Here is a 26893-nt window from a genome sequence, read left to right as displayed (position 1 = left end):
CTCCTCAAATTTGTATGCTTCCTGCCAATTTCAGCCTGAGACTATGATTTTTTATTGTTTTCATTGCTCTGTAGCTTTTGCAAATAATCATCCAGTCGATCATATCGTTCTTCCCATATATGGCGGTAGGAGTCTAACCAATCGTCTATTTCCTTAAATGGATCAGGACGGAGCTTGCAAATGCGCTTGTTAGCAACAGCTTGAACTTCAATTAAGCCCGCTTCACTAAGGACGCGCAAATGCTTGGACGCTTGAGGCTGCCGTAGCTGAAGACTTTCTGCAATCTCCCCAACGGTTAAGGGATTAACCCGTAATAGTTCAACGATCTGCATGCGGTGGGGCTCAGCTAAGGCACTCATAACGTTAGTATTCATAAACGAGGATCACTTCGATTCATTAAATTCATTCGCTCTATTATGACGCACCATGGTTAAACGGCTCTATAGCGCCTCCTTTTTGTTATTTCCTGTTTGTAATATTAATTTTAATATACCATGACAGGAATATTCCTGTAAAGGAATGTATAAAATGCATTGAATGACACCTGCAAAAGAAGGGCATGATACAAGCATTAAAAAGAAATATGTTCCATGATAACCATCAAACTTTACAAAAAACATAGGAATAGATATAATTAAGTATAACTTATCGGGTTTTAGTAATACGCAAGGGGCCTAACGCCAGTGGGCTCCTTTTGTATTTCTTGGCCATGTTACAGGAGGGTGAAGGTCATACACAATGAAAAGATTATGGTTTGTGTTCATTATGGTCCGCATGGGGAGCGTTTAATCCGGCGTGGTGTCCAACTATCTGAAATTATAGGGGCGCCATTGTTTGTATTAAATGTCGATAGTTCGGATATTGATGAATATAATCAGAGCAAAGAAATGTATATGACGGTCTGGAAACGTCTTGCCGATGAAGCTGGCGCAGAGTTTATCATTCGGAAACGTGAAGGCCGAAAAACAACAGATATTATTGTAGAAGTTGCTGAAGAGAATGAGGTTACACAGATCGTCATTGGACAATCTGCTCAAACTCGGTGGCAGGAGCTTACCAAACGTAATTTCATCAATGAACTCATTGGTAAAATGAAAATGATGGATCTGCATGTCGTGGCTGTGCAGCGGATGCGCGCCGGGTTGGAAGAAACCCATGAGGAAGGCGTTATCGCCTACCTGGTCAAAAACGGGGCTGAATATCAGCTCAGTGATGAACCTCAGGGAGAGTATTCGCTTAAGGGAAAGTTCTTTCACGAACTACACACAGAATTTGAGAACGGTTTATTCAGAATTGAGCAGGAAGATGGAAAGGCTAGATATCTGCATATTTGTGATGGCACATTGACCGATTCTTTATAATCGGGCTTGCCCTTATCAACATTGGGGCCTTGTATATAAGGCCCTACCAATCATATGATCTTTGGCTTTTGGTGAAAAAGTAAGTACTAAAGTTCACAACTTGATAAGCTCAAGTGGAAAAGGAGGACTGCCTTTGCTGCATGTAATCATACTTGTTCCGTTTCTAATGGCCTTAGTAATCGCACTTTTGTCCAAGAGAGCACCCAACCTTCATAGAGGATGGCTTGTTTTCCCTGGTTCACTCGTTTTGTTTGTTTATTTCTTAACCCGGATTCCCGTTATTAAGGGTGGAGATTTGGGATATGAAACCATTTCATGGATTCCTTCACTAGGAATTGATTTGGTTTTCCATCTGGATGGATTAAGTTTGTTGTTTGCTTTGCTAATCACTGGGATGGGTAGTCTTGTAATTATCTATTCAATTTATTATCTTGACCGGCGAAAAGAAGCGTTAACCCCTTTTTATATTTATCTAATGTTGTTTATGGGGGCGATGCTTGGCGTTGTGCTCTCGGATAACTTGATGGTGTTATACGGCTTTTGGGAATTAACAAGTGTTTCGTCATTTCTGTTAATTGCCTTTTGGCATCGGCGGCAAAAATCGCGGTATGGTGCTCTCAAATCTATGTTGATTACCGTATTTGGTGGTTTAGCGATGTTTGCCGGCTTTTTAATGCTTTATGTAATGACAGGCACCTTTAGTATCCGGGAAATTTGGAGTGAGGTTGGCGATATTAGCGGGCATGCTTTATTTATTCCGGCGATGCTACTAATTCTTTTAGGCGCCTTCACCAAATCAGCGCAGTTCCCGTTTCATATCTGGCTGCCAGATGCCATGGAGGCACCTACACCCGTTAGCGCCTATCTTCACTCGGCAACGATGGTTAAAGCTGGATTGTATCTTGTCGCCCGTTTCAGCCCTGTTTTTGCGGGGCAATATGAGTGGTTCTGGGTTGTGTCAGGCGTCGGTTTGATCACCTTGATTTATGGCTCTATCCAGGCGATGAAGCAGACGGACCTGAAGGCTCTATTAGCCTATTCAACGATTAGTCAACTTGGACTGATTATGGGATTGCTGGGAATGGGATCGGCAGCGGCATTTTATGTAGGGGGAGATTCAGTCATTTACACTGCTGCAACAACAGCGGCTATCTTTCACCTTATTAACCATGCCATCTTTAAAGGCTCTTTGTTTATGATGGTCGGTATAGTTGACCATGAGACGGGTACCCGCGACCTGCGAAAGCTGGGCGGACTGATTTCCATTATGCCGGTTACCTTTACGGTAGCGATGATCGGCAGTTTCTCGATGGCTGGTTTGCCGCCATTTTCCGGGTTTTTAAGTAAAGAAATGTTTTTTACAGCTGTTCTGAATATCCGAAACCTGGATATATTGTCTGTTCCCTCGTTGTTTACGCTCTTCCCGGTTTTGGCCTGGATTGCCAGCGTGTTTACTTTTGCATACAGTATGATTTTGGTTTTTCACACCTTTTTCGGAAAATATCAGCCTGAGAAGCTGGACAAAAAACCGCATGAAGCCCCATTTGGACTTCTGCTTGCCCCGTGCCTGCTAGCAGTGCTGTCTATATTTATCGGTTTTTTCCCGAATATATTATCCAATACACTTATTATCCCTGCAATGAATGCTATTCACCCAATCTTGCAGACCGGAGAACCCTTTGTTGTGAATATTCATTTCTGGCACGGCTTTACACCAGAAATATGGATGACACTTGGTGTTGTGATTCTTGGTATTATTGTATACCGAATCTATGGCCGCTGGAGTCTGGTCGATAAAGAATGGGGCAGTGGCTACACTTTAAATCAAGTCTATGACGGAGTAATCCGGCTGGTCGAGAAATCGTCTAGGGCGTTGACTGGCACCTATATGACAGGTTCCATGCGCCATTACTTGATGTATATCTTCGCTTTCCTAATCGTAGCCATTGGTGGAGCCGTGTGGTATACCGATGGAATTACGCTTGGGACAACTGAATATGCTCCGTTTTCGTTGTTTGAAGTTATTGTTGTTATGGTTATGCTTGTGGGCGCTTTGGCTATCCCATTTGTACGTTCCAGAATCACAGCCATTTTGTTAACAGGAATGGTTGGTTATATGGTTACTTTACTCTTTGTTCTGTTCCGGGCACCTGATCTGGCGCTTACGCAGATGATTGTCGAAGTAGTATCCGTTACATTGTTCCTGCTATGTTTTCGGCATTTGCCTAAGCTGGAGAAAGAACCGTTCAAACTTCGGTCCCGCTTGCCTAAGCTAATTATTTCCATCGGGATGGGAATAACCATGACATTGGTTGCACTTGCTGCTTTAGGCAGTAGTCCGTTCGAATCCATCTCGAAATATTATGTGGAGAATAGCTATACCTTGGGTGGCGGTAAAAATATTGTTAATGTTCTGCTCGTTGATTTCCGCGGTTTTGATACCATGTTTGAAATTACAGTGCTTGGCCTTGCCTCACTTGCTATTTATTCCATGATCAAACTGCAGCTGGATACGGATGGAACTATTGCCCCACTGAAGCGGGCTGTGAAGGATAATAAACCACGTTCTTCTGTAAGTGATGATGTGTTACTACAAGCGGTAGCTAAAGTAGCCTTCGTTATGATACTAATATTTTCGCTTTATCTGTTTTTCGCCGGACATAATAATCCGGGAGGCGGATTTATTGGAGCATTGATGGCATCAGCCGCATTGGTACTACTCGCCATTACTTTTGGGATTGATATGGTTGAGAAGGTATTGCCTATCGACTATCGTAAGTTAATCGCGATAGGGGTATCTGTAGCTTTTCTTACAGGAATAGGTTCGTTTTTATTCGATGTACCTTTTCTGAGCCAAGCGTTTGGCTATTTCCAACTGCCACTTATGGGCAAAACAGAACTGACCACAGCAATGTTCTTTGATCTCGGTGTTTTCTTAGCTGTTATTGGTGTCACTATGAATATCATATTTACGATCGGGAGGGATAGCTAATGGAGCTTATTATTGCCCTGGCGATCGGTGTACTGTTTTCCGTAGGTGTTTATCTAGTTCTTTCCAAAAGCTTGCTGCGTATCCTTCTGGGAACCACTTTAATAACGCACGGCGTTCATTTGTTGTTACTGACAATGTCTGGCCTCAAGACAGGTGCTGCACCATTGCTGGGTGAGGAAGCGGAAGCTTATGTCGATCCTTTGCCGCAGGCGCTCATTTTGACCTCTATTGTAATTAGCTTTGGAGTAACAGCATTTTTTATTGTTTTGGCATACCGGACTTACCGCTCGACGGGTACCGATGATGTGGAAGGAACCAAGGAGGAGAGACGATGAACAACTTGTTAGTGCTGCCTCTGCTGATTCCGGCCATTACGGCAGTTATACTCATTTTTCTGAAAGAACGAGTACGTCTGCAACGAATCATAAGTGCCGTCAGTGTGTTTTTAAATATCTTTGTTGCAGGATTCATTGTGTATCAGGTAAATACAAACGGTATCCAGACCTTATATATGGGGGGATGGCGTCCACCTTATGGCATTGTGTTTGTTGCCGATATGTTTTCGGCATTGCTCGTGTTGACAGCGGCCATTGTTGGTGCAGCTTGTCTGTTTTTTTCCTTCGCTAGCATTGGGGAAGACAGAGAACGGTTTTATTACTACCCGTTTTTCCATTTTTTATTAACCGGGGTTTTTGGCTCTTTCCTCACCGGGGACCTGTTTAACTTGTTTGTCTGCTTTGAGGTGCTGTTAGTTGCTTCTTACGCTTTGATCGTACTTGGTGGGTCCAAGGGTCAACTGCGAGAGACATTAAAGTATGTATTAATTAATGTGATTTCCTCTTCCTTGTTTGTGGCGACGATTGCTTATTTATATGCTGCGACAGGCACACTGAATATGGCGCATTTATCTATGCGTGTAGCAGAGGCGGGACAAGGCGGTGTAATGAACGTCATTGCGGTCCTGCTGCTAATTGTATTTTCGATTAAGGCAGGTTTGCTGCTCTTTTTCTGGCTTCCCGATTCCTATAGTGCACCGCCATTGGCTGTTAGAGCCCTGTTTGGGGCTTTGTTAACCAAGGTCGGATTGTATGCAATTACACGTACCTTTACTTTGATTTTTATTCAAGAACCGGGACTCACCCATACATTGATTGCCTGGATGGCGGGGGCGACAATGATACTTGGGGCAATCGGGGCATTGGCTTACAACGATCTGGGCCGAATATTTAATTATAATATCATCATCAGTGTAGGATTTATTGCTTTTGGGATCTCTGTCGCGACTCAGGATTCGTTAAATGGTGTAGTGTTTTATTTAATGCATGACATGGTTGCCAAAGCATTATTATTTTTCCTGGGTGGGATGATTATCTCAGCTTCGGGCACCGACCGATTAAAAGAAATGGGTGGTTTGATCCGACGTTATCCGTGGACCGGCTGGATGTTTTTTGTACTGACTTTGGCATTGGTTGGTGTTCCACCCCTTAGTGGTTTCGCTGGAAAAGTGATGATGGTGCGTAGTGGGTTTGGAGAGAATCACGTGGCTCTGGCGCTGATTGCACTTGCATCCAGCTTTGTAGTGTTATATTCCTTGATCAAGGTATTCCAGCAAGTATTCTGGGGTGGCGAGAAAAGGGAAGAACAAGTCAAACCGCTTCATTATAAAGCCATGATGGCACCGGCGGCTGTTCTGTTCGTGATTGTAATTCTGATGGGTGTAGGTGCGGAGACGGTAAACGGTTTTGTGAGTCAAGCCGGAGCCGTACTGGCTGATCCAGCACTATACATTAACGCTGTCATGAAGGAGTGATACTATGGCTTTTCAACTATTATTGAATTTCATGATAGCATTCCTGTGGATGTTCCTGCACAATGACTGGACTGGGCCACGTTTCGTCATTGGTTTCTTGATCGGTATCCTCATTCTGCTCGGAATGCGACGTTTTTGGCCCAGATTATATCTAGGAAAAGTGTGGGCAATTATTAAGCTAATCCTTTTGCTGCTGCGGGAACTGGTCGTTTCAAGTTATGTAGTGGTAAAAGCCGTTCTGAGACCGGAGCTTAATATACGTCCAGCAATCTTGAAATATACTACAGAGCTGAAATCGGATTGGGAAGTGGCTACTTTGATCACATTGCTCTGCCTTACTCCCGGATCTGTGGTACTTGAAGTATCGGATGATAACCGGACTTTGTATATTCATGCCATGGATGTTGAGGATCCGGCACAGTTCAGAGCGAATATCCGTGACACCTTTGAGCGCGCGATATTGGAGGTGACCCGTTAATGATCCATTTTATTCTTATGCTCTCGCTTACGATTATGGCGCTGGCGATTGGTGTATGTGCCTGGCGTTTGTTGAAGGGACCTTCTTTGCCTGACCGGGTAGCAGCATTGGATACGATTGGAATTAATCTGTTAGCCATGGTAGCCGTTCTTTCTGTTTTACTCCGAACGCAGGCTTTTATCGAAATTATTTTGTTAATAGGCATTCTTTCCTTTATCGGCACGACGGCATTTGCCAGATACATCGAAAGGGGAGTGGTGCTAGAACATGGAAACGATCAAGACAGTCGGTGAATTGCTGTTTGCTTTGTTAATTCTGATGGGGGCATTGCTTAGTGCTGTAAGTGCTTATGGACTGATTCGGCTGCCTGATGTTTATCTGAGATCGCATGCCGCTGCTAAAAGTGCAACCCTTGGTGTTTTATGTGTTCTGAGCGGGGCCTTTCTATATTTTGCATTTTTTCTAGATCATATAAGTGCTAAGCTGCTACTGGGGATTGTCTTTGTATTTATGACCTCACCTTTATCTGCGCATTTGACAGGTAGAGCTGCTTATCGCTCAGGGGTTCCCTTATGGAATCGCAGAATTCAGGATGATTTAAGAGAGGTACTGGAGAAAGAAAAAGCTGTAGCAGCATCCCCTGAACGGGATGTGCCTCAAGAATAAAATTCAGGAAATGTTAGTCTGTAATTTCGGATTACAACAATAAGTTTGGATCGCAATAGCTAAAAAGCAACAACCCTGCATGAAAACGCGGGGTTGTTGCTTTTTTAGATTAAAACTACTCTTTTTTTGTTATCTTAACGAACTAATATTTTGCCTTCTCCAGCAAGTATGCGAAGTACCCTTGGGAGTCGTTCACCGTCATTCTCAGGGATGTCCAACTGAATGCCGTAGTGGAAACTGCCTTGTTGTTCTTTGTTCCATTTCAATATTCCTTCTATGTACATAGATTCATCCGTAAGATTCATTTCCATGCCAATGCGTACTAGGTTATTTTCTGGGTTGATATTGAGGGGTAACGATAAGTGGCAACCCGATCGACTGATGTCGAACAATACAGCCCTTACAGGCTTGGAAGGAACCTGGATGCCGTTAATAGTAAGAATATGAAGATCAAATGTTACAGGTTCTTTAAGGGTATATCGAAAAGGTTCGGTTCTGCGATTAGTGTTCATATGCTCCTCCATACTTTTCCATGTAATATAAATTATCGACATAAAAGTAGGATTAGTGAAGAGTTGATTCTATTTTTGATTTATTTCACTACTTGAGCAGTCTCGTAGGTAAGGCAGCGCAGACTTTGATCAGGATAACGCATTTCTGCCGTGTAGCTGCTGCCATCTTCCAGCATCATCTGAACAGCGACCATGCCGCGTTTATCATTGGTTTCAGTGTTGATTAGTGTTGCTGTAGCAATTTTCCGGCTTTCTTTTTGTTTATCTGTAAGGAAAGTTGTGGCCGCATTGATCCAACGGGCATCTTTATAGATGGCGCTGGCAGCAGAAGCGCTAATTGGTGTTCTTTTCAGAGCAATATTAATCGCGGTCGTATTCACTACCATACCCTTTATGGGATCAATTAGTACATCGTATTCCCAGAATTCCTTACCTTGCCCTTCTAGGGTCTTGGCGTTATATGGACTGAAATGTACAGCCCATGTCCACGGCAGCGAGGTTCGGGTATCACTCAGAATAACCCGCATCTGCAGCTTGGCAATGTCCACATCGAATAATTTGCGAACGCTTGAAGCAGCCAGAATAACGGCATCAGTCTGACTCAAATTCCCTGCAGCAGGCGGTGTGACAGTGGTCCGTTTGGATTCAGAAGTCTCATGACCCGCCATGTCTATGAAATTGTTAATGGGTATTTCTTTAGGACTCATCTGCGGTTGTAGATCGTCATTCACTGTGGACACCTGCGTTGGTGCTTCCAACTTCACCCCTGGGGTTTTGGTGCTGGTTAAAGCTAAATGGGTGGTGTTTTGAATGACTGCACTGACGATTAGCAGACTCCCCGAGAACAGGAGTACAGCTAAAGTAGTGGGGAATTTTTTGTTATTCACTTGAATAACCTCCATTTGCTTCGGATGATGCTGAATCTTCCTAACCTTAAACTATAGATGTTATAGAGTAGGTGAACAGATGTTATGGAGTTGTAAAAAGATGCGGATACTTGTTCCTTGACCTAAAGTAGAATTCAGTGAAATTCTGGCTTGATGTGCATCTGCGATTTGCTTGCATAAAGATAAACCAAGACCCGCACCCCCGTATTCGCGTGTGCGCGATTTTTCACCTCGATAAAAGGGTTCAAAAACACGCGCGCTCTGTTCCGGGGTCATCCCAAATCCCGAATCACATACTTCCAATATGGCTTCATTTTGCAATGCATAGGCAAGCAAGCGGATGGTGCTCCCTTGCGGAGATGCATGAATGGAATTTTCGACAAGGTTAACCAAGAAGGAAGCTAGCAGATCATGATCACCCCAAACCGCAGGGATCGAATAATCCATTTCTAGTTTGATGCCTGCTTCGTCCAATTTAAGCTGCACAATCTGTTTAACCGATTTGAACAAATCTGATATGTCTACTTGTTTCAGAGTCAGAGGATGATGCCGTAGGACGGACAAATCCAGCAGTTTGAAGGCTAAATTCTTCAGGCGTAAGGTTTCACTAAGGATATATTGACCTGCCATCTGCTGTTCTTCCTGGCCTATATTTGCGGAAGTTAGAAATTCAGCAAATCCCTGCATACTGGTTAAAGGTGTGCGCAGTTCGTGGGCGAGGTTATCGACCATTCTCTGCTTTTCATCGGCCATATTAGACAGTTCGATCACGTGCTGTTCCACTGCGTTTGCCATTCGGTTAAAGTTCAGGGCTAACTCACCAAATTCATCTTTACTGCGCAACTGCACACGCTCGGTATATTTGCCTTCAGCGATCGTTTTTGTAGTCTTTGAAAGCTGTTTAAGTGGTTTGGTCAACTGCCGGATCAGCAAGTAGAGTAATAGGAGCAGAATTGGACCGATAATCCAGTTAATCATTACAAAAAAACGGTTCAGCTCATGCTGCTTAGCATACAGGTCACTGATATCACGTTGATAAACGATCGTCAAAGCTTGATAGGGAGCAGGGAGCTCAGTAGAGAGTTGAATAGAATGTGATTCCGGCGTTGAGACGGATGGGACTCCGGCATTCGGATAAACCAGCTGGTCATTCTCCCAGAGCTGTAGTCCGATTCCCTGCTTATGATAAAATTCACCATAGGATTGAGCCACGCTGGAGATTAAAGTAGAGGTAAGTGTGGCCCCACGGGTCTGAATCGATTCAAGATTTTCATAAATGTTGTTTGCAATTAATAGCTGTTCGCTTGAAGCACGCTGCATTTCGCTGTCCATGTTCAGCTGCCAGCTTTTTTTCATAATCATTATTACACTCACATCTAGGGCGACGATGAAGAAGGCGAGGACTGACAGCAGAATTTTATGCCAGAATCTCATACTAGACCTGAACTTCCAAGCGGTAACCAAGCTTAAATACGGTTTTAATTCGTTCTTCCCAGCCTAGTTTTTTGCGCAGCTGCCTGATGTGTACATCTACGGTACGGGTATCTCCTTCAAAATCATAGCCCCAAGCTAATTCCAGCAACTTTTCCCTTGATAAAGCAATGTTTCTGTTGCGGATAAGGACTTCAAGAAGCTCAAATTCCCTAGCGGTTAAATCTACGGGTAGTTGATCCACCATGACAAGCCTCTCAAGATAACGTACCTCAACGTTTTCACAAAGAAAATTGGAAGTGCCTTTTTCACTCCTGCGTAACACCACATTGATTCTTGCCAACAATTCAAGGATTTCAAAAGGTTTAATAATATAATCATCGGCGCCCAGCTCAAAGCCCTTGATGCGATCAGCCAGTGAATCTTTAGCGGTGATTAGAATCACCGGAATTTGTAAGTGAGCAATCCGCTGCATGATCTCAAAACCATCCAGTTCGGGCAGCATTATATCGAGCAGAATTAAATCGGCCTTTTCACGTTCCAGCAGTTCAATAACCTCCAGCCCGCGATAAGCCTTGCTATAGGTATGTCCGACTAATTTTAGATTCATAGTAATTAAGTCACTGATTGCACGTTCATCTTCTACGACTATGATATGGCCCATAGTTCATTGTTCCCTCCTAAGCTAGCAAATCACTTCCTAATGCTAATAAACTATAAACAACTTATTACAGAATTGTCCAGTGAAGGTATGAAAAAGCATCTAGTTCTTCATAATTTTGATTGTGAATAGAGCTCAAAAAGGACTGAAAGAGAACGAAAGCAGTCTCTTAATCAATCCTAAAACACATCATTATAAGCCTTTGCAACTCTTTATTAATTGGAAATTCCATCCGTTGTTGACTTAGGCAAGGGGGTATCGGGGGCAATAAAATCGTGAACGATTTGACGGAAATATTCGTGATTATCATAGCTGTTGTACATACGCCAGGCCACCGTTTGGGAGTTGCCGAAAAATAACCGCTCGAACTGGGTTTGACGACCTCCGAATGCACCCGCTCCTAGTTCCCACGCCAGCCGGAATAAGGCATTTCGATACCATGCATCCGAGACATTCCCCTTCAAATATTCATAAAGATAAAAACCAGCGCTTGATGTAAAGTCGGCTTCAGAGGGGATCATGATGAGACCGCTTGAACTGAGGTTTTGAACCATTTCAACCATTTCTGGATAAAACTCTGAAAAGTGAATGGTTGAAGCCAATAGTGGTCCCTTGTCTGGAACGAGATATCCAAATTTGTCGAGCGAAGCCCCTATTTCCGCTGCAAGTCTTAAGGCTTTGAAAGTTTCTAAATAGGTTAATATTCTGGAAATAGGCAAAATCGTGTAGGATTCAAGGACAGCGTTTTGTTCTTCAGCCAAAGACTCTAGCATACCAAGAAAAAACTCGGTTTTTGCAATATAGCGGGTGACAATTTGGTGGGCCATATGCGTATGAAAGTTACTCTCGCCGAATAATCGGGAACAGTACATTTCATCGCCATAATAAAATATACGATCATGAGGGATAAGTACACGGTCAAAGATAACAAGGGTATCCATTTCTTCATATCTTGAACTTAACGGATGGTCGTAAGTAGATGAGGCAGCGTAGCTTTCACGGCAAAAAAAAGTCATTCCAGGCAGATCATTAGGCACCGCAAAGGCAAACGCAAAGGGATTATCATCATCCACAAGTGAGGGTGAGGGAGTCGGGAATACAAGCATTTCATCGCAGGTAGCTCCCTGTGTTGCCATCATAAAAGCACCGGTAACAATCATCCCCTCATCATTGATTTCTACGACTTTAGCAGCGATAGAATCCTCTGTAGCATCAATCTGGCCGGATATTTTGCTGGCTTGAGGCTGGATGAAGGCATGGGATAAGGTAATGTCATAATCACGACAGTAGGCATAGTATTTTCTGAGGTTCTCAGCATATTTCGGATTAAGGTCCTCAAGGATATCAGCAGCTGTGAAGAGAGACATAATGGCTGTATTCATATAATCGGGGGAGCGTCCTAAAAATCCATGATGTCTATTGGACCAGAGTTCAATCATTTTTCTCCGGCGTTCTAAATCTTCAGCATTTTTGGGTGGAAGAAAAGATAAACCAACAGGATCTCCAGTATCAGGTGAAGGAAAGGTCATCTGCGCCAAATAACGTTCATCACACTGCATGTTATACATTTCAGCTTGTGTTTGTATGAGACCCTGAAAGGCAGGGTGTTTGGATAAAGGACCTTCAATACGTGTTCCTCTGTACCAGATATTGATCTTTTGCCGGTCGATTCGTTCGATGTATTGATTACCTGTTTTTATAGGCATAGGTTCCACCTCATTGAAGTCATCTTTGACTAATAAGCCGTATTATTGCTATTAATGTACGTGACCATGAATCTACGTGTACATTGTCCATATACCGTGTGTGAACAGGGAGTTTGGGGTTGACATAAACGAAGCTGACTTGTATATTTTGGATATTGGATTACAAATGTAGTCATGCCAGGAAAGAATGGTGGATAGTATTATGTCTAAGGAAACTCCAAGGATTTCGGATGCCGAGTGGGAAGTGATGAAGGTGCTGTGGGCAAGTGCCCCGCGCACTGCAGGTGAGATTGTTGAAGCACTAGAAGGCAGCAGGGACTGGAACCCAAAGACGGTACGGACGTTGATTAAGCGTCTGACAGAGAAGCAGGCTATTGGTTATAACCAGACAGGTAGGGTGTATTCATATTATCCGCTGGTGAGGGAAGAGGAATGTGTCCAATCGGAGACACGATCCTTTCTGAAGCGGATCTACGGTGGAACTCTGCGCCCGATGTTGGTCAATTTTTTGCAGGATGAAAAGTTGTCCCGGGAAGATATTGAAGAATTGAAGAGAATTTTGGATGAACGAAAGGACTGAGCCGCTTGCTGGAAGCTGCATACAATCTGTTCGTCAAGGTATTGTCGCTGTCTGCCATGGCGAGCGTGCTGGCTCTGCTGATCTTATTGACCCGGTTCCTGTTCAAGGATCGTCTAAAACCTACCTGGACGTATCTTCTGTGGATACCACTGATCGTGAGGCTGGCAATACCTTGGGCACCAGAAAGCACATTTAGTATTTTTAATCTGTTGCCGCTGGAGAAAGAAGCGGCGCAGAGTACCATTTTTCCGTCAGTACAGTCGGAAATCGGCTTTACTTATATGCCCGGGTTGACCGGAGAGGAAGAGGAAGCAGCGTCAGTTACTGGAATTGCAGAAACTGGACCTTTGCCGGGAGCATCGGCATCGGATGATGTGGCACAAGTCAATCCGCAAATAGACAGTTCTACCAGGGCGACCGATTCAGGGTGGGAGCCTCTACATTTACTGGTTTTGGCGTGGCTTGGCGGAGCCGCGGTGGTACTGGGCTTGTCGGTTCGAGCACAACTGCGATTTACCGCACGGGTTCGAAGGGAACCAGAGATTCATTCCTTAGAAATCCAACGGTTGTTCCGAACCTGTCAGCAGGAGATGCAGGTACGGCGCCCAGTCAAGCTGATCGAGACGAAGCAGATTGCCGTACCGACACTACTTGGCGTTATACGGCCCAAGTTGCTGCTGCCCACCTCTACTTTACACACTCTGGAGACGAACGGGCTCCGTCATATATTCCTTCATGAGCTGGCGCATGTGAAGCGCCGTGATATTTTGCTAAATCTGCTGACAGGTCTGCTGCTGGCCATGCATTGGTTTAATCCTCTGTTGTGGTATGCCGTACGCCAAATGAAAGAGGATCAAGAGGTTGCCTGTGATGCTCTGGCCTTGAAGCATCTTGAACCAGCGTGCCACAGAAGTTATGCCCTGACACTTCTCAAATTGTTAGAAACCTTACCCGACCCGATCCGGTTGGCAGGTACAGCTGGCATTTCGAGCAGTAAAAAGGAAATGGAAAGAAGGATTATCATGATTACCAGACACAAAAAATTTACGGCAAAAAACTCACTGCTGGGCCTAGCTGTAATTATGGTCTTAAGTGGCTGTACCCTGACAGGGGCAAAGCTGAATTCTGCATCAGCCCCGGCAAAGAGCGCTCCTGCTACTTTTCGGGCAGAAGCGCAGGATAAAGAGAGCACGGCTTCCAGCGTTAAAGGCACTCTATTGGCGGAAAAAAACGGAATCACGGTATCTGCTAATCCCACTGGGGAGAATGCACTTTTGCATAAAGTCATGGTAGATGTGCGTGGTGAAGTAAGCCGTACGTTCTTGTGGAATGCCGGGGAAGATGAAACTCGGCCTCCATTGATTGAAGAAGCAGATGTGAACGGGGATGGGACTAAAGAAATCTTCATACGCATTACGACCGGCACAGGTACCGGACTTTCTATGAGTGAGATTCATGTGCTCCAGCCTGTTACCTTGGAAGAGCTTGTGGTCGAAGATCCGATCGAAACGTTGAATCAGAGGCTGAAATCCTCCATTACACACCGAAATAACCATACCTATGTATCTGCTGAACTGGACGGAAAGCATTTGACCAAAGTATATGATTACACTGAGGGAGCTTGGGGAGAGAAGGTCGGATTTGGCTCAATAGTTTCATACGAGCTGATAGATGACCAAATTATAGCCCACTTGGCTGGTGCAGCCTCTATGTCTGAGTTTCCGCTCGAAGTTATTGCCGTTTACGGGAAGAATCTGACCATTGAGAGCGCACAGATGTACTATGGTTCGTTTATATCTCCACCGCTCAGTGAACAGGACATCAAGTCCATGATGAAAAAACAGCTTCCGGCAAGCGGTTGGACCTTTAGCAAAGACGGAGATCAATATAGGGTGGATATAGATCCACTGAATGGCGAAGGGGAAGGCAACAGCTACAAAATTAATCCGCTTACCGGAACGGTTCATGACGTAACTTCTGGCAGTCCACTGAGAAGTCTTGTAAACCGAGAAGCGATAGATCTGTGGGATATCTCTAACGGTACAGAATACCAGAAGGAACTGTATAAGTTACTCCAACCTATCTTTGATACAGAGGGTTTCAAGCCAACAGGTACGGACTGGATTTCAGGGTTTATCGGGGATGGTTATTTGTTCAGTGATGTTAGGCAAGGAAGCAGGGAATTCACGATTAAAGTAGATATCTTTACTGGTCAGTGGGAGGAAATTCCTGACCCGTATAAATAGTTAATTATCATAGGTCTGTACCGTACGATTGAAGAGACCATTACTAGCGAATTGAAACTAAAAGCAGCCAGTGCGCGCCGATGGATTATCGGCATGCACTGGCTGCTTAATTTTTCTAGAAGGGAGGATAGTCTCATGACTGCGTAACTTACGGATGACTAGAGGGCTATTCGACCTGGAACTGGTTTAATTCGTCCTGAAGCTTTTTGGACAACTGGTTGAGCTGCTGGGATAGCTCGGCAACCTGTTCAATGCTGTCCAATTGTTCCTGCGTGCTTGCGCTAACTTCTTCCGTCGAAGCGGAATTCTCTTCTGTAGTTGAAGAAATGATTTCGAGTGCCTGTAGGATTTCATCTTTGTGCTTATGGACTTTGGAGGTGTTGCTGCTGATTTGAATCATACGTAATCTCAAAGCCTCCAAATCGCTGTTGATGCTAAAGAATACCTGTTTCGTAGCCTCCACGGATTTTGCATTTTCTTCGGAAATTTCAAGTCCTTGGGCTGTGTATTCCACGGATGCTCTAGTTTTTTCCTCGATTTCATGAACCTTTCTGCCAATCTCCTGTGTGGCCTGTGCGGTCTGCTCCGCCAACTTGCGAACCTCTCCGGCAACAACGGCAAATCCGCGCCCCTGTTCTCCCGCACGTGCTGCTTCAATGGAAGCATTTAGCGCCAGCAGATTGGTTTGCGTAGCGATTTGATGTACCGTGTCCACGATACTTGAAATTTCATGACGGCTTTGATCAATATCATGAATGGCAGACGATATCGAATGAGTGGAGTTGTGATTTTCTTCTGCCCATTTCGATAACTGATTCAATACACCTAACCCCAGTTCGCTCTGGTCGGCAGAAGCCTGCACCATCGTCTCTATGGCTATGGCATCATTTGCGATTTCGTCAATTTGACCAGATAATGATCCGGTTTTTTGCAAAATCGTATCCGTTTCAATCGACTGGTAGTTGGTCGCATTCGCAATCTCATTAATGGCCGTTGCTGTATCGTTCATCGTTATAGCTGTACGGGAAGAAATGGATTGTAGATCTTTTGAGGACTGGTTTAATACCTGAGCGGAGGTACCCACTATTTGAAGCATCCCTTGAATTTTCTGGACCATGTTGAATATTCCGTTGGAGATCTGTCCAATTTCGTTGTTGGAATAGGCATCAAATTGAACAGTCAAATCCCCATTTTCCACCCGTTTGATTTTGGTGAGCAGCTTCGGTATGGATCTGAGCAGATAACGGAGTGTGATATACGAAAATAGAACGAGCAGAATCGCCGCTGCCACAAACCCGCCAATCGTTATCCAGGTGAACTTTTTTAATTCGGAGAGCACTTCACGCTCTGAAATAGTTAAACCTACGGACCAGCCGGTATCTTTACTTGTAGCATAGCCGATGTAACGGCGTTCTCCGTTGTCATTAATCAGATGTACGCCGGATTCACCAGCGATCATTTTCTTGCCGATCCCCCCAAGATCACCTGGCAGCTCATTAATCTTTTCCTTTGTGACCTTAGACTGGTCTGGGTGATACAGAATATCACCTGTTTTGGAGGCGAGAATGGAATAACCAGTGCTGCCTAGCTTATAGCTTTCCATTATCTCAGGGATATTTTTAGACGCTATATCAACCGCGACAAAACCGATTAATGTATTGTTGTCATTTTTTATCGGATAAAAAATACCCATCAGCATATCGCCTGTAGTGATGTCAATATAAGGATCGGAGTAGTATAGGCCGTCTGCTTCGATTGCTGGCTTATAATACGGCCGTTCTTTAATGTTAAAAGCAGCATCTGATGTCGTACCATTGTTCAGGATATAAAAACCTTTGCCGGCAGTACTAGCAATCCATGCATCTGCAAAAGTGGGTTCCACCTTTACAATGGCAGCTAGAGTCTTTGCTACTTCAGCGGCATGCGGAGAAGTTTTGGCCATTTCTGGAGATTTGGTGGTTTCGATATATTGTTTGAATAAGTTATTCGTTGACATTTGCTTGACCAGTGAACCCTTTTCCTTAAATAGTGCATCAAATTGACTGACAAGTGCCTGTGTTTTGGTCTGAAGCATAGATTCTTGTTGTTTCACAAGTATGCTGCGAGTGCTGGAAAACATAAAGGTTCCCAAGATTGAGAAGACGACAACAATAATAACTAAAAGTACAATGGACAAAGTATTTGCTATGCTTGATGAACCGAACCGCCTTTTTTTTAGTTGTTTTAACATGCTACCATCTCCCCCAAGTTGTCTCTGAGCAAATAGCTCATAAGAACATATCGGAAGATAGTGAGATTTTCGAAATAGTAATTTTGAGAATAAAAAAATTAAATTAAAATGGATAACGCACAGGATAAACCCTTGACTGGTGCGGGATTTCAAGATGGTGGGGGGCGAGGGAGATCTTAACAATTAGTCTGTTGACTTGGCACATTGAAGTTACCGATTAGAGGCGAATTGTTATTTTTTTAGATGATGCTTAACTGCTTTTTTCGGACTTCTTGTTTGTATATTGCTTCCAGCTCTTGCGGTTGATAATGATTATCAATTATACTTCCGATAGGAAGGAGGCGAGTAAAGATTTTAAATACTGATGATAATTTGATGCTCTGGGATTATGCACATATCCGGCTGGTTGATATTCGCCATATGTTGTTTAAGGCCGGCGACAAGCTGACCTCCTATAGGTTCCCGGCTGCAGGTTTTTTATATATGGTTCGCGGCAACGCAGGTTTTCGGCTCAATGGAAATAAACATGCTGCAGAACGTTTTCATATCCTACACAGCGGAAAGGGAGGGCAACTGGATATTGATTGGGTCAGGGAGGAAATGGAGTTTTATTTTATTTTCTATAAAGCTTCGCTTTCGCTAACGTCCGGATCAGGTGTACGTAGACTTTTTGAAAGAAACAGTCCTTTTCAAAAACAATATGAATTTGCTCCGGATGCTCCAGTGGTTTTACTGTCTCAAGTAAAGGAGATGCACCGAAAATGGCTGGACTCAAGTTCACTTGAACGGATTCAGATCAAAGCAATGCTTTATCAATTTGTCTACGAAGTTGAGCGGCAGAGACAGGCATATGGAGTCTATCCCGTCAAGCCGGATCTGGTGGAGCAAGCCGTTCGATACATACGGGAATATTACAGTCAGCCTATTACCTTATCCTCTATTGCAGAGCAGCTTAATTATAGTGTGACCTATGTGGCGAAGCAGTTCAAAAGCAAGACGGGTACCAGTCTGATTGATTTTCTTATTCGGACGCGAATAGATAAGGCGCAGGAACTGCTGCTAAATACCGATGCATCATTGCAGGAGGTTGCCGCCGGAGTGGGGTACACGGACCTGTCCTATTTCATCCGTATTTTCAAGAAAACAACCGGTGTGACTCCGGGTAATTTTAAGTCATTGGCCCAAGACTCTGCCAAAGGATCAGATCGTCCTAAAATCAGGCTAAGATTGTCTAATGCAGGATGGGCTGAGCCAAGTTATATTGTTAATGATCATGATAATCATTATCAATATAGAGGAAAAGGGGATTTACTGATGGTTAGAAATACAAAAATGTCAATGGGAGCAGCGATGCTGTTATGTCTGGTTTTAATGCTTAGTGCTTGCTCTTCAGGGAACAGTCCTGTTAATTCTGCGAATGCTGGCCCTAGTCCGGTATCCTCTGTGCAAACAGAGACAAGTCCACCGGACTCAGCCACCAATTCAAAATCTACAAGAGTATATAAAGACAGTCAGGGGCATGAGGTTGATATTCCAGAGCGTCCACAGCGGATTGTGCTGCAGGGTAATTCGATCGGTGACCTGCTGGCACTCGGGATTCAGCCGGTCGGTGTCGACCGCCGGTTTATTGAAGAATCAGTCTATTTGGACAAGGAGACAACCCCGGCACAGGATATCGGATTTCCTACAAATCTGGAACTTGTTTTGGATCTGGAACCGGATTTAACAATGCTAGGTTATGTGATGGACAAACAATATGAAGAAGTGTCCAAAATATCACCTACTGTTGTATTTGACCAGAGTAAACCCTTGTCTGAGCGTCTGCCTGTCATTGGTGAGATAGTGGGTAAAAAGGCTGAAGCAGAGCAACTGTTGTCCGAATATAATCGCAAGGCCGAGAATATGTGGAGCGGATTGCGTCAGGAAGGCAAACTTGCCGAAGGAGAAACAGCGGTAGTGCTGATTTATTATTGGAACAAGACAATGTATTTGATGAAAACTGGTGGCATTCCTGCACTGCTGTATCAGCCGCAGGGCTACAAAATGTCAGAAGCAGTGAAGGAAATTGAGCCGGCAGAAGGCGCGCCTTATATTGAGGTCTCACCTGAGCTAATGCATAAGATGCTTATTGGTGACCATTTGTTTGTCATTTATCCGGCCAATGCTGATGCGGAAAATTCCTTTAATGATTTAATGAAAACTGCGTTGTGGAGCTCGCTCCCTGCTGTAAAGAGCGGAAAAGTTACTTTTGTGGAGACCAAATGGAATTATGACGATATGCTGACCAGCAGCATGCTGCTGGATGAGTTCCCTAAACTGCTGGCTAAATAAATGAGATCTCAGGTTAACCCTTGACGTGAAGTCTAATGACCGTTTTGAATGAGAGAAGTAAGATTCAACAAAGAAGCAGTGAAGTAACTCGCTGCTTCTTTGTTTTGCTTATAAAGTAGAGGGTGTTGAATATAGGAAAGTAATCGGCTCATTGATTTTTGTTGATTAGCTAGACGCTAAGAGTAGCATCGATTAATCTGAAGAAGTGGAATGCGGGTTATGATTGAATCGTGGACACAGATAAACGGAGGCTGACTATGACTTACTCACAGATTTGGAACAACTCAGGAAATGAAGCCGATATTCTCTATTTGGAACAGCAGATTGAAACCGTTAAAAAAGAAATAAAACGAGCAGAAGCTGCAGAGCTTCAGGAAATATTGGATCAAGCGAATCGTAAGCTGGCTGAACTGGAAGCGAAGCTGGACGAGCTAGAGTATTAGGGGCAAGACGTCCATCGTACCACCCATAGAGTGGCTTTTCTGCGCTAGTTTAGGAACAAAACAGCTTGGGGGCTGACTTGACTTAAGTATTTCCTTCTGACCCCTGGCTCGTGTGCTATGTAGAAGTTAAAATAAGCAGATTTGCACCGATGTCTTTATAGTTTTATAATTGTAGCTTACAGAATCGTATTACTGGGAGGAATGGGAAATGGATAAAAATAGAAAATACATGCTTGTCGGTGCGCTTCTGACAGGGGTAGGTGTCTCTTTGATGGCCTATACAGCAAGCCGCTATACTTCGTTTAAACGAATCGTAGCCAATACCATCCGATTGGAAGAAATCGCCTCTCTAGAAATCTCGCGATTGTCTTCAGTTCCCGGTGAAAAGAAAGACATCATTATTACTGATCCTGCTGTTATTGAGCGGATCTTTACTGATTTCTCTCATGTTCAATTAATGAAATCGGCCCGAAATGTCAGTTCTGACAAAAATTTCAGCTATTATATTACGATAGTTCAGGCTGATCGCAAGCAACGATTTGATATTATTTTAAAAAGCAGACAGCATATGATCATCTATGACAATGATTTAAGTAATCCTCACTTGAATGCATATAAAATTATCAGTCCTTATAATCCGCAAGCACTGGAACAGGTTTTTGACTGATCCGCAACCGTTAACTTCATACGCCTGAATTTATATAGAAGTGCGCAATGAAGTAATATCGTAGCCCATTTCCTGCATAGCATCCAATCCATATATGATCTCTATTGTCCGGGTGCCGTCCCAGCCTTTAGCCGTTCCATATTCGATCCATTCGCGGATACGCTGTGGATGGTTTAGATTATAGACAACATCAAACCCTTTTTTATGGTTTTGCAGCAGATAGCCTGTATTCAGCGGACATCCGGCAATCGGATCATCCCATGTTAGGATTTGGATGCGTAGCGGATGGAGCTTTACATTTTTATGATAAACCTTTAATTCAAGCAGACTCCGTTTGTCATGGATTCGCATGCCCAGTATGTAGCTGTATTCCAGTCCCCTGAGCGTGATAGAACGCAGCTTTTTTTTCATAATAATCGCCTCTCATCCCAATAATTTTGTTATCATAGCAAGCATAGGGATATTTTTCAAGCAATCAACAGGGAGGATGTTCATATGAAGTATGAATTTGGGGTCATGGCATCCATTACAGAATTGGTGGAGTACCCGGATGAGCAGAATGATGCCTACGTTGCGCACCCGAATTTTCAGATCATCATGGATCAATTGGGCATTACAGTACCCGTTGCGGAGATTTATGAACATTTTTTTGCCAACCCTGTTCACAACGGACATGTGCTTGTTTACAGCAATCCAGTGCAGCCAAACGCTTGTATTGTCCTCGACACTTACCGTGATCCGCTGGACCAGCTAGATATGATTTATTTCGGATGGCGCTGTTCGTCCGAGATAGACTTGATCCGCGAGCTGTCCCGGCGTTTTTATGATGAATGTGAATTTGCGGTCCGTTATGAAGAAGGTCAATCCGTACTTTACAAGTTGTTGAAGGAGGATACCTATCCGCGAAAATTTTACTACAATACCGTGTTTGAGCAGCAGTTGAAGCGATACCCGGCAAAATAGGCGATAGAAATACATAACCGAATAACTTAGCAAAAAAGCGCGAGTTCAGGGCAGTGCTACCCGGGCTCGCGTTTTCTATATACTTGATTTTAAAATGTTCTGCTTCATTCAGGCAATTACTGCGCCGTCAGCAGCTGCTCCAGAATTTCGGAGGGAGCAGCGGATTTGGGCGAACTTTCATTTTTTTGTTGCGAACAGGCACTTAACACAGCAAACTGAGACACAAGGCATAAACAGATTTAGCTTTCATCGTGAGTTCCTTTCAAGCGGTTATTTTGACTTCTAGACGGTAATATCGATGAATTATATTGATAATCATTCTCAACGTCAGCGGAAATAAAAACCTATCATAAGACATGATAGGCCTGCGCACAACTATTGTTTGCTGCTGCAAACGGCAATATAATTCAGATCTTTACCCGTCGTATTAAAAAAGGTATACATCTTTTTGAACTGTTCCCGGTTCTCTTTCTTGAGCCCGTTTTTCACAATACGTAGCGCCCCGATAACCCCTTCATCACGAATGAGTCCATTGATACTCATCAAGGACATGGGACCGGTAGCATTGTCTACTTGCTTAAAGCCTGCGGAGTGGAACAATCCCGCCCAATGCCCAACAGACAGTGGTTCGACATTGATGTGAATGGTGCGGCGCAGCTCGGCCAGACGTTCTTCCATATTTTCCATGGCAAAGGTAATATCATGGGTAAGCAGAATGCCGCCAGGTTTCAGTACCCGATAGTATTCGGCGACTGCCTTTTCCATCGCAGGCTGGTTAAGCATCGTGAGCATGGCTTCATTAATGACAACGTCAAAGCTCTCATTCTCAAAAGGTAGCTTCAGTGCATTTCCTTGCCGGACACGGATATAGTTTTCCAAGTTGGCATTTTTGATATTTCGGTTTGCTTTTTCCAGCGCCCGCGGGTCCATATCAATACCGGTAATTTGACAGTGATATTTACCGGCCAGTTGAATGGAGGTGGTGCACATATTGCAGGCTACCTCCAATACCTGGTTGTCCGTACTCAGATTGGCTTGCTGGATCAGCCAGTTGGTTGCTGCAACGCCGCCGGGCCGCAAACGTTTTTTTCCCAGCCGCGCCAAAAAATTATGGCCTACTTCCTTTTTCATCGCATTCACCCCATTACTTATCCGGCTTGACTACAACCAGAAGCATCTGAAACGCCACTGTTGCGTGTAGGGCATGCGGAATATTGGCCGGCATAACGAGGGTCTCCCCGGCATGAACAGTGTACTTGTCTTCTCCAATTGTAATTTCCGCTTGCCCGGACAAAATGTTGACCATGGCATCTCCCGGGGAAGAATGTCCCCCAATCGACGAGCCTTTGTCCAGCGAAAGAAGGGTCATTGCCAGATTTGGCCGCTGTACAAGGGTCAGACTGGAAACCTGCTGTTCCTCTATTGTGATGATGTCCTTCAAATCAATGACTGCGGATTGCGGCAGTTTTTTAATGAATAAACCTGTTTCCATTTTGATTACCTCCGTTTTATATACTGATTTGCAGAAATTTGCAGCTGCTGCGGGCGGAATAATCATGCCAAGTGCCCGCTGGGACGATAACGGATGCGCCGGCTGTCAATTGATAGGGCTCTTCCGCCACCAGCAGATGAAGCTCGCCTTCCAGCACATGGATGATTTTAGATTTGGGGGAGGTCTCTGAACTGATGGTCTCCTCCTGATCCATGGCATACAATACCCATTCCGGTTGTGCCGCTGTTTCGGCTGCAGATACGGGCAATGCCAGCACTCGGCTCGCAATACGGTGTGGCTTAACGCTGATCATATCTGTTAAAAAAAATACCTTGCCTGCTGTAATTCCACTCATACGATCCCCCTGTTCAAAGTACAGCATTTTGTTTATTTCCAAATTGCTTGATTGAATGATTCCTGCAATTTGATATAATGAGAATGACCAATGAGAATTATTCTCATTTATTTTATTGTAGCAGAGTATTTATCATGACTCTGTTGCCATGGCAACAGGAGGCTGAGAAAATTGCAGAAATATCTGAGCAGGATACAGAGCACTATTTTGTTTAAGGGGTTCGCGGAGCGGGAGGTGCAGCAAGCGCTGAGCTGTTTGCAGGGCACAATCAAGGATTTTGCGCGGAAGGAGGTTATTTTTAGAAAAGACGATATTCTGGATTCGGCGGGCATTATTATCCATGGCAATGTTCTGCTGTGCAAAGATAATATCTCAGGCATGAGATTTATTTTCTCGGAGCTCGGGGATGGGGAAATCTTTGGCGAAACGGCGCTTCGCCTTGTCCAAGAACACAGCGGCTATGAAGCGGTGGCGGGTTCGGAATGCCGGATTCTGTTTGTCAAAATAAATAAAATTGTCCGGCCCGGCCAGGACACTTGCCATTTAAGGGGCCGGATCATTGAGAATATGCTGACCCTGCTGCTTGAGAACAACCGGTCCATCTATCAAAAGCTGGATCTGGTCTCCCACAAATCGCTGCGGGACCGTATTCTGCATTATTTAGCCCTCCAGACCAAAAAAAACAATTCCGCCTGTTTTGAAATTCCATTTACCCGCAGCGACCTGGCTGATTATTTGACTGTTGACCGCAGCGCCTTGTCCAGAGAGCTGCAGCGGATGGCGCAGGACGGGCTGATCCGGTTTAATCGAAATCAATTTGAGCTGTTGGACGCGGAGAATCAGCTGCGGATCAGCGATTTATAGAATAATTCCTCCAAACCTTGAAAAGAGTACGCAGCTAGAAAATGGACTAGAAAAGTATTTGACCGATCTAAACAGCATAAAAGAGGTAGTTGAAGTTAGTTAACTGTTGACTTGAGTTTTGATTTGTTGATTTTAGCTATCTATCGGAGTTACTCATAAATACAAGAGCCCGCGTCGGACGCGGGCTTTTGTATGTTACTCTCCTCCAGTAGCCACCGGGTTCTCCTCATATGAAATCCAATTACTCCGACTACCCGCATACAACTTCCTTTATAGTCTTCCAATTGCCACGATCAACGCCAGAACTACAAAAAAGATATTTACGCCGAGCTCCCGGTACTCTTTTCGCCCAATATGAAACAGCATCCCGAGCAGTGCAACCGCAGCCAAAGCGATCGCGGCGATCAGCGTTAGCAACGGAGCTATGTTCAGTGCCCACGGCAAAACAAGGCCCAGCGCTCCGAGTAGCTCCGCGATTCCGATCAGAACAACTAGTCTTTTCGGCACATCATTTACCCAGGCCCATGTCTTTTTTGACGACTCAATACGAACGGTTTTCATCCATCCCGAATATACGAAGCCTGCCGCCAATACGATATGTACGATGCTGTACGGTGAAGAAGACGAAGCAGAGGCAAACGTATCCGACCTTCGGAAAATCGATTTCTTGCCGTAAACGTTTCGGTATATAGCGCAAGCTAAAAAAGCCCGCAAAGATTGCGGGCTTTTCCTTTTCTTAAATATACAAATAAAAACGAACGCTTAACCCTCTCCCGTAGCCACTGGATTCTCCTCATATGAAATCCAATCACTCCAGCTTCCCGCATACAGCTTAACATTCTTGTACCCGGCTTTGCCTAGCGCGAGCACATTAGGGCAGGCACTTACACCTGAACCGCAGTACACAATAATCTCTTGCTCAGGATCAATTCCTTCATAATGCTCTTTCAGCACCTCAGTTGACTTCCAGCGCCCTTGCTCATCGAGAACATCCTTCCAGAACTTATTGATCGCCCCGGGAATATGACCTGTCTTCGGATCAATCGGTTCTTCCAAACCTTCATAGCGACGGGACTCGCGGGAATCAATCAATAGTGCGCCACCGGCGTTAACTACATTTTGCACATCTTCCATGCTAGCAAGCATCTTCTTCTGAACATCTGCTTCATACTGGCTAGGAATCCGAACCGCTTGATGATCACTGACGGGGAAGGATGCTTTTTTCCAAGCAGAGTAGCCTTCATCCATTACAAACACACGTTCATGCCCCAAATATTTAAGCATCCACCACAGACGGGAAGCGTAGGCACCACCTTGATCATCATAAGCAACAACAATACTATCTCTGTTAATACCAACCTTACTAAGTGCGGCAGTTAGCTTTGAAATTTCTGGCAGTGGGTGGCGTCCCCCGTGTGAGCTTACAGGAGCGGAGAGTTGTTCTTCCAGATGTAGATAAACTGCGCCGGGAATATGATCTTCTGTATAGGCTTTACGTCCAGCTTCCGGGTCAGTAAGTAAAAAACGGCAATCAACTATAACAAGTTCAGGCTCGTATAACCGAGCAAGCAGCCATCGAGTAGAAACGATCGGTTCCATAAAGTAGCCTTCTTTCCTGTTTAATATGTATGGAGACATTATAGCGGAAAATAAAAGAGGGCGCACCTTAAGCTTATGGCTTAAACTGCGTCCTCTAAAAATTAGATCAAACGATATCCCGAAGGCAAGTTACCGCTGCTGCGGATATTACGGATTTGTTCGAGGGTTAAGCGTTGGTTAGTAGAAATAATGGACTCCACGTCATTACCTGAAATGAAATCATCCAGATCCCTAATGTTGCGGTTCCCGCGAAGTACACGGAAGTTCCCTCTAAACCGTGTTCTAGTGAAAAGTACCAGTGTAGCATTGCTGCTAGTAGAGAAGAACCGAAGGCTCTCAATACCATCGAGGATGTTGTCCGTATTACGAATACCCAGGTTGCCAGTATATATTCTACGGCGTCCATTGAAGTTTTCTTCATCGTACACGGTCAAGCGAGGGTAAGTCTGCGATACATGAACTTCTTTTTTCATTTGTAATTCCTCCTTTGTTATCTAATCTATGTTCATATAAATTTTTTGCTTGGCTAATAGTCTAATAGAAAGCCCTTATTTGCATTAACTTATCATTTTGGGCTTTACTTCAATAACATATTAGTGTACTATTCAACTATAACACT

Annotated in this window: 28 protein-coding genes; 14 read left to right on the top strand and 14 right to left on the bottom strand. The window is 44.2% G+C overall.

Going from position 1 to position 26893, the window contains the following annotated elements:
* Window positions 1-41: 41 nt before the first annotated feature.
* Window positions 42-374: a metalloregulator ArsR/SmtB family transcription factor gene (locus NST45_RS14155; protein ID WP_036686399.1), complete on the bottom strand. Its 333-nt coding sequence runs from the start codon at window positions 372-374 to the stop codon at window positions 42-44.
* 348 nt (window positions 375-722) lie between these two features.
* Here NST45_RS14155 and NST45_RS14150 point away from each other — a divergent pair, with 348 nt between their 5' ends.
* The 7 genes from NST45_RS14150 (at window position 723) to mnhG (ending at window position 7307) form a co-directional block, all read left to right on the top strand.
* Window positions 723-1361 (top strand): universal stress protein, encoded by a 639-nt coding sequence (locus tag NST45_RS14150; RefSeq protein ID WP_232061321.1) that lies wholly within the window; start codon window positions 723-725, stop codon window positions 1359-1361.
* A 127-nt stretch (window positions 1362-1488) separates the two neighbouring features.
* The gene (locus tag NST45_RS14145) at window positions 1489-4353 is read left to right on the top strand and encodes a Na+/H+ antiporter subunit A (protein WP_076104304.1); all 2865 of its coding nucleotides are present in this window, start codon (window positions 1489-1491) and stop codon (window positions 4351-4353) included.
* Entirely contained in the window at window positions 4353-4688 is a 336-nt protein-coding gene (locus NST45_RS14140) for a Na(+)/H(+) antiporter subunit C (protein WP_036686402.1), read from the top strand. Before NST45_RS14145 ends, NST45_RS14140 begins: the two co-directional genes overlap by 1 nt.
* On the top strand, window positions 4685-6163 hold the full coding sequence (locus NST45_RS14135) for a Na+/H+ antiporter subunit D (protein ID WP_076101745.1): 1479 nt from the start codon (window positions 4685-4687) through the stop codon (window positions 6161-6163). Before NST45_RS14140 ends, NST45_RS14135 begins: the two co-directional genes overlap by 4 nt.
* Before the next feature lie 4 nt (window positions 6164-6167).
* Window positions 6168-6641 (top strand): Na+/H+ antiporter subunit E, encoded by a 474-nt coding sequence (locus NST45_RS14130; RefSeq protein WP_076126047.1) that lies wholly within the window; start codon window positions 6168-6170, stop codon window positions 6639-6641.
* Window positions 6641-6934, top strand: a complete 294-nt coding sequence (locus NST45_RS14125) for a Na(+)/H(+) antiporter subunit F1 (protein WP_036686407.1) — start codon at window positions 6641-6643, stop codon at window positions 6932-6934. Before NST45_RS14130 ends, NST45_RS14125 begins: the two co-directional genes overlap by 1 nt.
* Window positions 6909-7307, top strand: a complete 399-nt coding sequence (mnhG, locus tag NST45_RS14120; RefSeq protein ID WP_036686408.1) for a monovalent cation/H(+) antiporter subunit G — start codon at window positions 6909-6911, stop codon at window positions 7305-7307. The genes NST45_RS14125 and mnhG overlap by 26 nt, the downstream gene beginning before the upstream one ends.
* A gap of 134 nt (window positions 7308-7441) precedes the next feature.
* Here the strand turns inward: mnhG and NST45_RS14115 are convergent, their stop codons facing one another.
* The 5 genes from NST45_RS14115 to NST45_RS14095 all read right to left on the bottom strand — a co-directional run bounded on the left by NST45_RS14115 (window position 7442) and on the right by NST45_RS14095 (window position 12504).
* The gene (locus NST45_RS14115; protein WP_036686410.1) at window positions 7442-7819 is read right to left on the bottom strand and encodes a PilZ domain-containing protein; all 378 of its coding nucleotides are present in this window, start codon (window positions 7817-7819) and stop codon (window positions 7442-7444) included.
* Window positions 7820-7899: 80 nt separating this feature from the next.
* Window positions 7900-8706, bottom strand: a complete 807-nt coding sequence (locus tag NST45_RS14110; protein ID WP_076101748.1) for a hypothetical protein — start codon at window positions 8704-8706, stop codon at window positions 7900-7902.
* Between the two features lie 60 nt (window positions 8707-8766).
* Entirely contained in the window at window positions 8767-10068 is a 1302-nt protein-coding gene (locus NST45_RS14105; RefSeq protein ID WP_256715451.1) for a HAMP domain-containing sensor histidine kinase, read from the bottom strand.
* Window positions 10069-10141: 73 nt separating this feature from the next.
* Window positions 10142-10801, bottom strand: coding sequence for a response regulator transcription factor (locus NST45_RS14100; protein WP_036686413.1), 660 nt, complete (start codon window positions 10799-10801; stop codon window positions 10142-10144).
* Window positions 10802-11013: 212 nt separating this feature from the next.
* Entirely contained in the window at window positions 11014-12504 is a 1491-nt protein-coding gene (locus tag NST45_RS14095; RefSeq protein WP_051491459.1) for a 4-hydroxyphenylacetate 3-hydroxylase N-terminal domain-containing protein, read from the bottom strand.
* Window positions 12505-12706: 202 nt separating this feature from the next.
* On the opposite strand from NST45_RS14095, the gene NST45_RS14090 reads away from it, so the two are divergent.
* Both NST45_RS14090 and NST45_RS14085 read left to right on the top strand, forming a co-directional pair.
* Window positions 12707-13084 carry a BlaI/MecI/CopY family transcriptional regulator gene (locus NST45_RS14090; protein ID WP_036686415.1) on the top strand — a complete coding sequence of 126 codons (378 nt, stop codon included), beginning with the start codon at window positions 12707-12709 and terminating at the stop codon, window positions 13082-13084.
* 5 nt (window positions 13085-13089) lie between these two features.
* Window positions 13090-15330: a M56 family metallopeptidase gene (locus NST45_RS14085; protein WP_036686416.1), complete on the top strand. Its 2241-nt coding sequence runs from the start codon at window positions 13090-13092 to the stop codon at window positions 15328-15330.
* 166 nt (window positions 15331-15496) lie between these two features.
* Here the strand turns inward: NST45_RS14085 and NST45_RS14080 are convergent, their stop codons facing one another.
* Entirely contained in the window at window positions 15497-17560 is a 2064-nt protein-coding gene (locus tag NST45_RS14080) for a methyl-accepting chemotaxis protein (RefSeq protein ID WP_339825964.1), read from the bottom strand.
* A gap of 375 nt (window positions 17561-17935) precedes the next feature.
* Here NST45_RS14080 and NST45_RS14075 point away from each other — a divergent pair, with 375 nt between their 5' ends.
* The 3 genes from NST45_RS14075 to NST45_RS14065 all read left to right on the top strand — a co-directional run bounded on the left by NST45_RS14075 (window position 17936) and on the right by NST45_RS14065 (window position 21001).
* The gene (locus tag NST45_RS14075; RefSeq protein WP_076101752.1) at window positions 17936-19891 is read left to right on the top strand and encodes an AraC family transcriptional regulator; all 1956 of its coding nucleotides are present in this window, start codon (window positions 17936-17938) and stop codon (window positions 19889-19891) included.
* Window positions 19892-20148: 257 nt separating this feature from the next.
* On the top strand, window positions 20149-20334 hold the full coding sequence (locus tag NST45_RS14070) for a hypothetical protein (protein WP_038570562.1): 186 nt from the start codon (window positions 20149-20151) through the stop codon (window positions 20332-20334).
* 208 nt (window positions 20335-20542) lie between these two features.
* Window positions 20543-21001, top strand: coding sequence for a hypothetical protein (locus NST45_RS14065; RefSeq protein ID WP_076101754.1), 459 nt, complete (start codon window positions 20543-20545; stop codon window positions 20999-21001).
* 30 nt (window positions 21002-21031) lie between these two features.
* Here the strand turns inward: NST45_RS14065 and NST45_RS14060 are convergent, their stop codons facing one another.
* Window positions 21032-21412 carry a hypothetical protein gene (locus NST45_RS14060; protein ID WP_036686425.1) on the bottom strand — a complete coding sequence of 127 codons (381 nt, stop codon included), beginning with the start codon at window positions 21410-21412 and terminating at the stop codon, window positions 21032-21034.
* An 84-nt stretch (window positions 21413-21496) separates the two neighbouring features.
* Between NST45_RS14060 and NST45_RS14055 the strand changes: the two genes are divergently transcribed.
* Complete coding sequence (locus NST45_RS14055) at window positions 21497-21964, top strand: hypothetical protein (protein ID WP_076101755.1); 468 nt, start codon at window positions 21497-21499, stop codon at window positions 21962-21964.
* Window positions 21965-22339: 375 nt separating this feature from the next.
* Here the strand turns inward: NST45_RS14055 and NST45_RS14050 are convergent, their stop codons facing one another.
* The 3 genes from NST45_RS14050 to NST45_RS14040 are packed head-to-tail and all read right to left on the bottom strand — an operon-like array spanning window position 22340 to window position 23811.
* On the bottom strand, window positions 22340-23095 hold the full coding sequence (locus tag NST45_RS14050) for a class I SAM-dependent methyltransferase (protein ID WP_076101757.1): 756 nt from the start codon (window positions 23093-23095) through the stop codon (window positions 22340-22342).
* 13 nt (window positions 23096-23108) lie between these two features.
* Window positions 23109-23456, bottom strand: a complete 348-nt coding sequence (locus NST45_RS14045; RefSeq protein ID WP_038570575.1) for a cupin domain-containing protein — start codon at window positions 23454-23456, stop codon at window positions 23109-23111.
* Between the two features lie 16 nt (window positions 23457-23472).
* A complete protein-coding gene (locus NST45_RS14040) occupies window positions 23473-23811 on the bottom strand; it encodes a cupin domain-containing protein (protein ID WP_036686432.1) in 339 nt (112 codons plus the stop codon).
* Window positions 23812-23982: 171 nt separating this feature from the next.
* Between NST45_RS14040 and NST45_RS14035 the strand changes: the two genes are divergently transcribed.
* Window positions 23983-24675, top strand: a complete 693-nt coding sequence (locus tag NST45_RS14035) for a Crp/Fnr family transcriptional regulator (RefSeq protein WP_076101758.1) — start codon at window positions 23983-23985, stop codon at window positions 24673-24675.
* Between the two features lie 270 nt (window positions 24676-24945).
* Here NST45_RS14035 and NST45_RS14030 read toward each other — a convergent pair whose 3' ends face one another.
* From NST45_RS14030 to NST45_RS14020, 3 genes are all read right to left on the bottom strand, one after another.
* On the bottom strand, window positions 24946-25389 hold the full coding sequence (locus tag NST45_RS14030) for a DoxX family protein (protein WP_235219534.1): 444 nt from the start codon (window positions 25387-25389) through the stop codon (window positions 24946-24948).
* Between the two features lie 48 nt (window positions 25390-25437).
* The gene (locus tag NST45_RS14025) at window positions 25438-26274 is read right to left on the bottom strand and encodes a sulfurtransferase (protein ID WP_076101760.1); all 837 of its coding nucleotides are present in this window, start codon (window positions 26272-26274) and stop codon (window positions 25438-25440) included.
* 101 nt (window positions 26275-26375) lie between these two features.
* Window positions 26376-26747, bottom strand: coding sequence for a hypothetical protein (locus NST45_RS14020; protein WP_036686439.1), 372 nt, complete (start codon window positions 26745-26747; stop codon window positions 26376-26378).
* Window positions 26748-26893 lie beyond the last annotated feature (146 nt).

It is taken from the genome of Paenibacillus sp. FSL R7-0163 (assembly GCF_037969975.1).
Lineage (GTDB): Bacteria > Bacillota > Bacilli > Paenibacillales > Paenibacillaceae > Paenibacillus_AQ > Paenibacillus_AQ odorifer.
Note: the sequence above shows the minus strand (reverse complement) of the source record. Positions and strands in the feature narration are given on the sequence as shown.

What these genes read in the sequence shown, in the direction of transcription:
- NST45_RS14095 (WP_051491459.1), bottom strand. Translation starts at nt 12,504, where the DNA reads ATGCCTATAAAAACAGGTAATCAATACATCGAACGAATCGACCGGCAA.
- NST45_RS14075 (WP_076101752.1), top strand. Translation starts at nt 17,936, where the DNA reads ATGCTCTGGGATTATGCACATATCCGGCTGGTTGATATTCGCCATATG.
- NST45_RS14050 (WP_076101757.1), bottom strand. Translation starts at nt 23,095, where the DNA reads ATGAAAAAGGAAGTAGGCCATAATTTTTTGGCGCGGCTGGGAAAAAAA.
- NST45_RS14060 (WP_036686425.1), bottom strand. Translation starts at nt 21,412, where the DNA reads ATGAAAAAAAAGCTGCGTTCTATCACGCTCAGGGGACTGGAATACAGC.
- NST45_RS14020 (WP_036686439.1), bottom strand. Translation starts at nt 26,747, where the DNA reads ATGAAAAAAGAAGTTCATGTATCGCAGACTTACCCTCGCTTGACCGTG.
- NST45_RS14155 (WP_036686399.1), bottom strand. Translation starts at nt 374, where the DNA reads ATGAATACTAACGTTATGAGTGCCTTAGCTGAGCCCCACCGCATGCAG.
- NST45_RS14100 (WP_036686413.1), bottom strand. Translation starts at nt 10,801, where the DNA reads ATGGGCCATATCATAGTCGTAGAAGATGAACGTGCAATCAGTGACTTA.
- NST45_RS14040 (WP_036686432.1), bottom strand. Translation starts at nt 23,811, where the DNA reads ATGAGTGGAATTACAGCAGGCAAGGTATTTTTTTTAACAGATATGATC.
- mnhG (WP_036686408.1), top strand. Translation starts at nt 6,909, where the DNA reads ATGGAAACGATCAAGACAGTCGGTGAATTGCTGTTTGCTTTGTTAATT.
- NST45_RS14080 (WP_339825964.1), bottom strand. Translation starts at nt 17,560, where the DNA reads ATGTTAAAACAACTAAAAAAAAGGCGGTTCGGTTCATCAAGCATAGCA.
- NST45_RS14115 (WP_036686410.1), bottom strand. Translation starts at nt 7,819, where the DNA reads ATGAACACTAATCGCAGAACCGAACCTTTTCGATATACCCTTAAAGAA.
- NST45_RS14065 (WP_076101754.1), top strand. Translation starts at nt 20,543, where the DNA reads ATGGATAAAAATAGAAAATACATGCTTGTCGGTGCGCTTCTGACAGGG.
- NST45_RS14140 (WP_036686402.1), top strand. Translation starts at nt 4,353, where the DNA reads ATGGAGCTTATTATTGCCCTGGCGATCGGTGTACTGTTTTCCGTAGGT.
- NST45_RS14125 (WP_036686407.1), top strand. Translation starts at nt 6,641, where the DNA reads ATGATCCATTTTATTCTTATGCTCTCGCTTACGATTATGGCGCTGGCG.
- NST45_RS14135 (WP_076101745.1), top strand. Translation starts at nt 4,685, where the DNA reads ATGAACAACTTGTTAGTGCTGCCTCTGCTGATTCCGGCCATTACGGCA.
- NST45_RS14130 (WP_076126047.1), top strand. Translation starts at nt 6,168, where the DNA reads ATGGCTTTTCAACTATTATTGAATTTCATGATAGCATTCCTGTGGATG.
- NST45_RS14045 (WP_038570575.1), bottom strand. Translation starts at nt 23,456, where the DNA reads ATGGAAACAGGTTTATTCATTAAAAAACTGCCGCAATCCGCAGTCATT.
- NST45_RS14105 (WP_256715451.1), bottom strand. Translation starts at nt 10,068, where the DNA reads ATGATTATGAAAAAAAGCTGGCAGCTGAACATGGACAGCGAAATGCAG.
- NST45_RS14090 (WP_036686415.1), top strand. Translation starts at nt 12,707, where the DNA reads ATGTCTAAGGAAACTCCAAGGATTTCGGATGCCGAGTGGGAAGTGATG.
- NST45_RS14055 (WP_076101755.1), top strand. Translation starts at nt 21,497, where the DNA reads ATGAAGTATGAATTTGGGGTCATGGCATCCATTACAGAATTGGTGGAG.
- NST45_RS14025 (WP_076101760.1), bottom strand. Translation starts at nt 26,274, where the DNA reads ATGGAACCGATCGTTTCTACTCGATGGCTGCTTGCTCGGTTATACGAG.
- NST45_RS14070 (WP_038570562.1), top strand. Translation starts at nt 20,149, where the DNA reads ATGACTTACTCACAGATTTGGAACAACTCAGGAAATGAAGCCGATATT.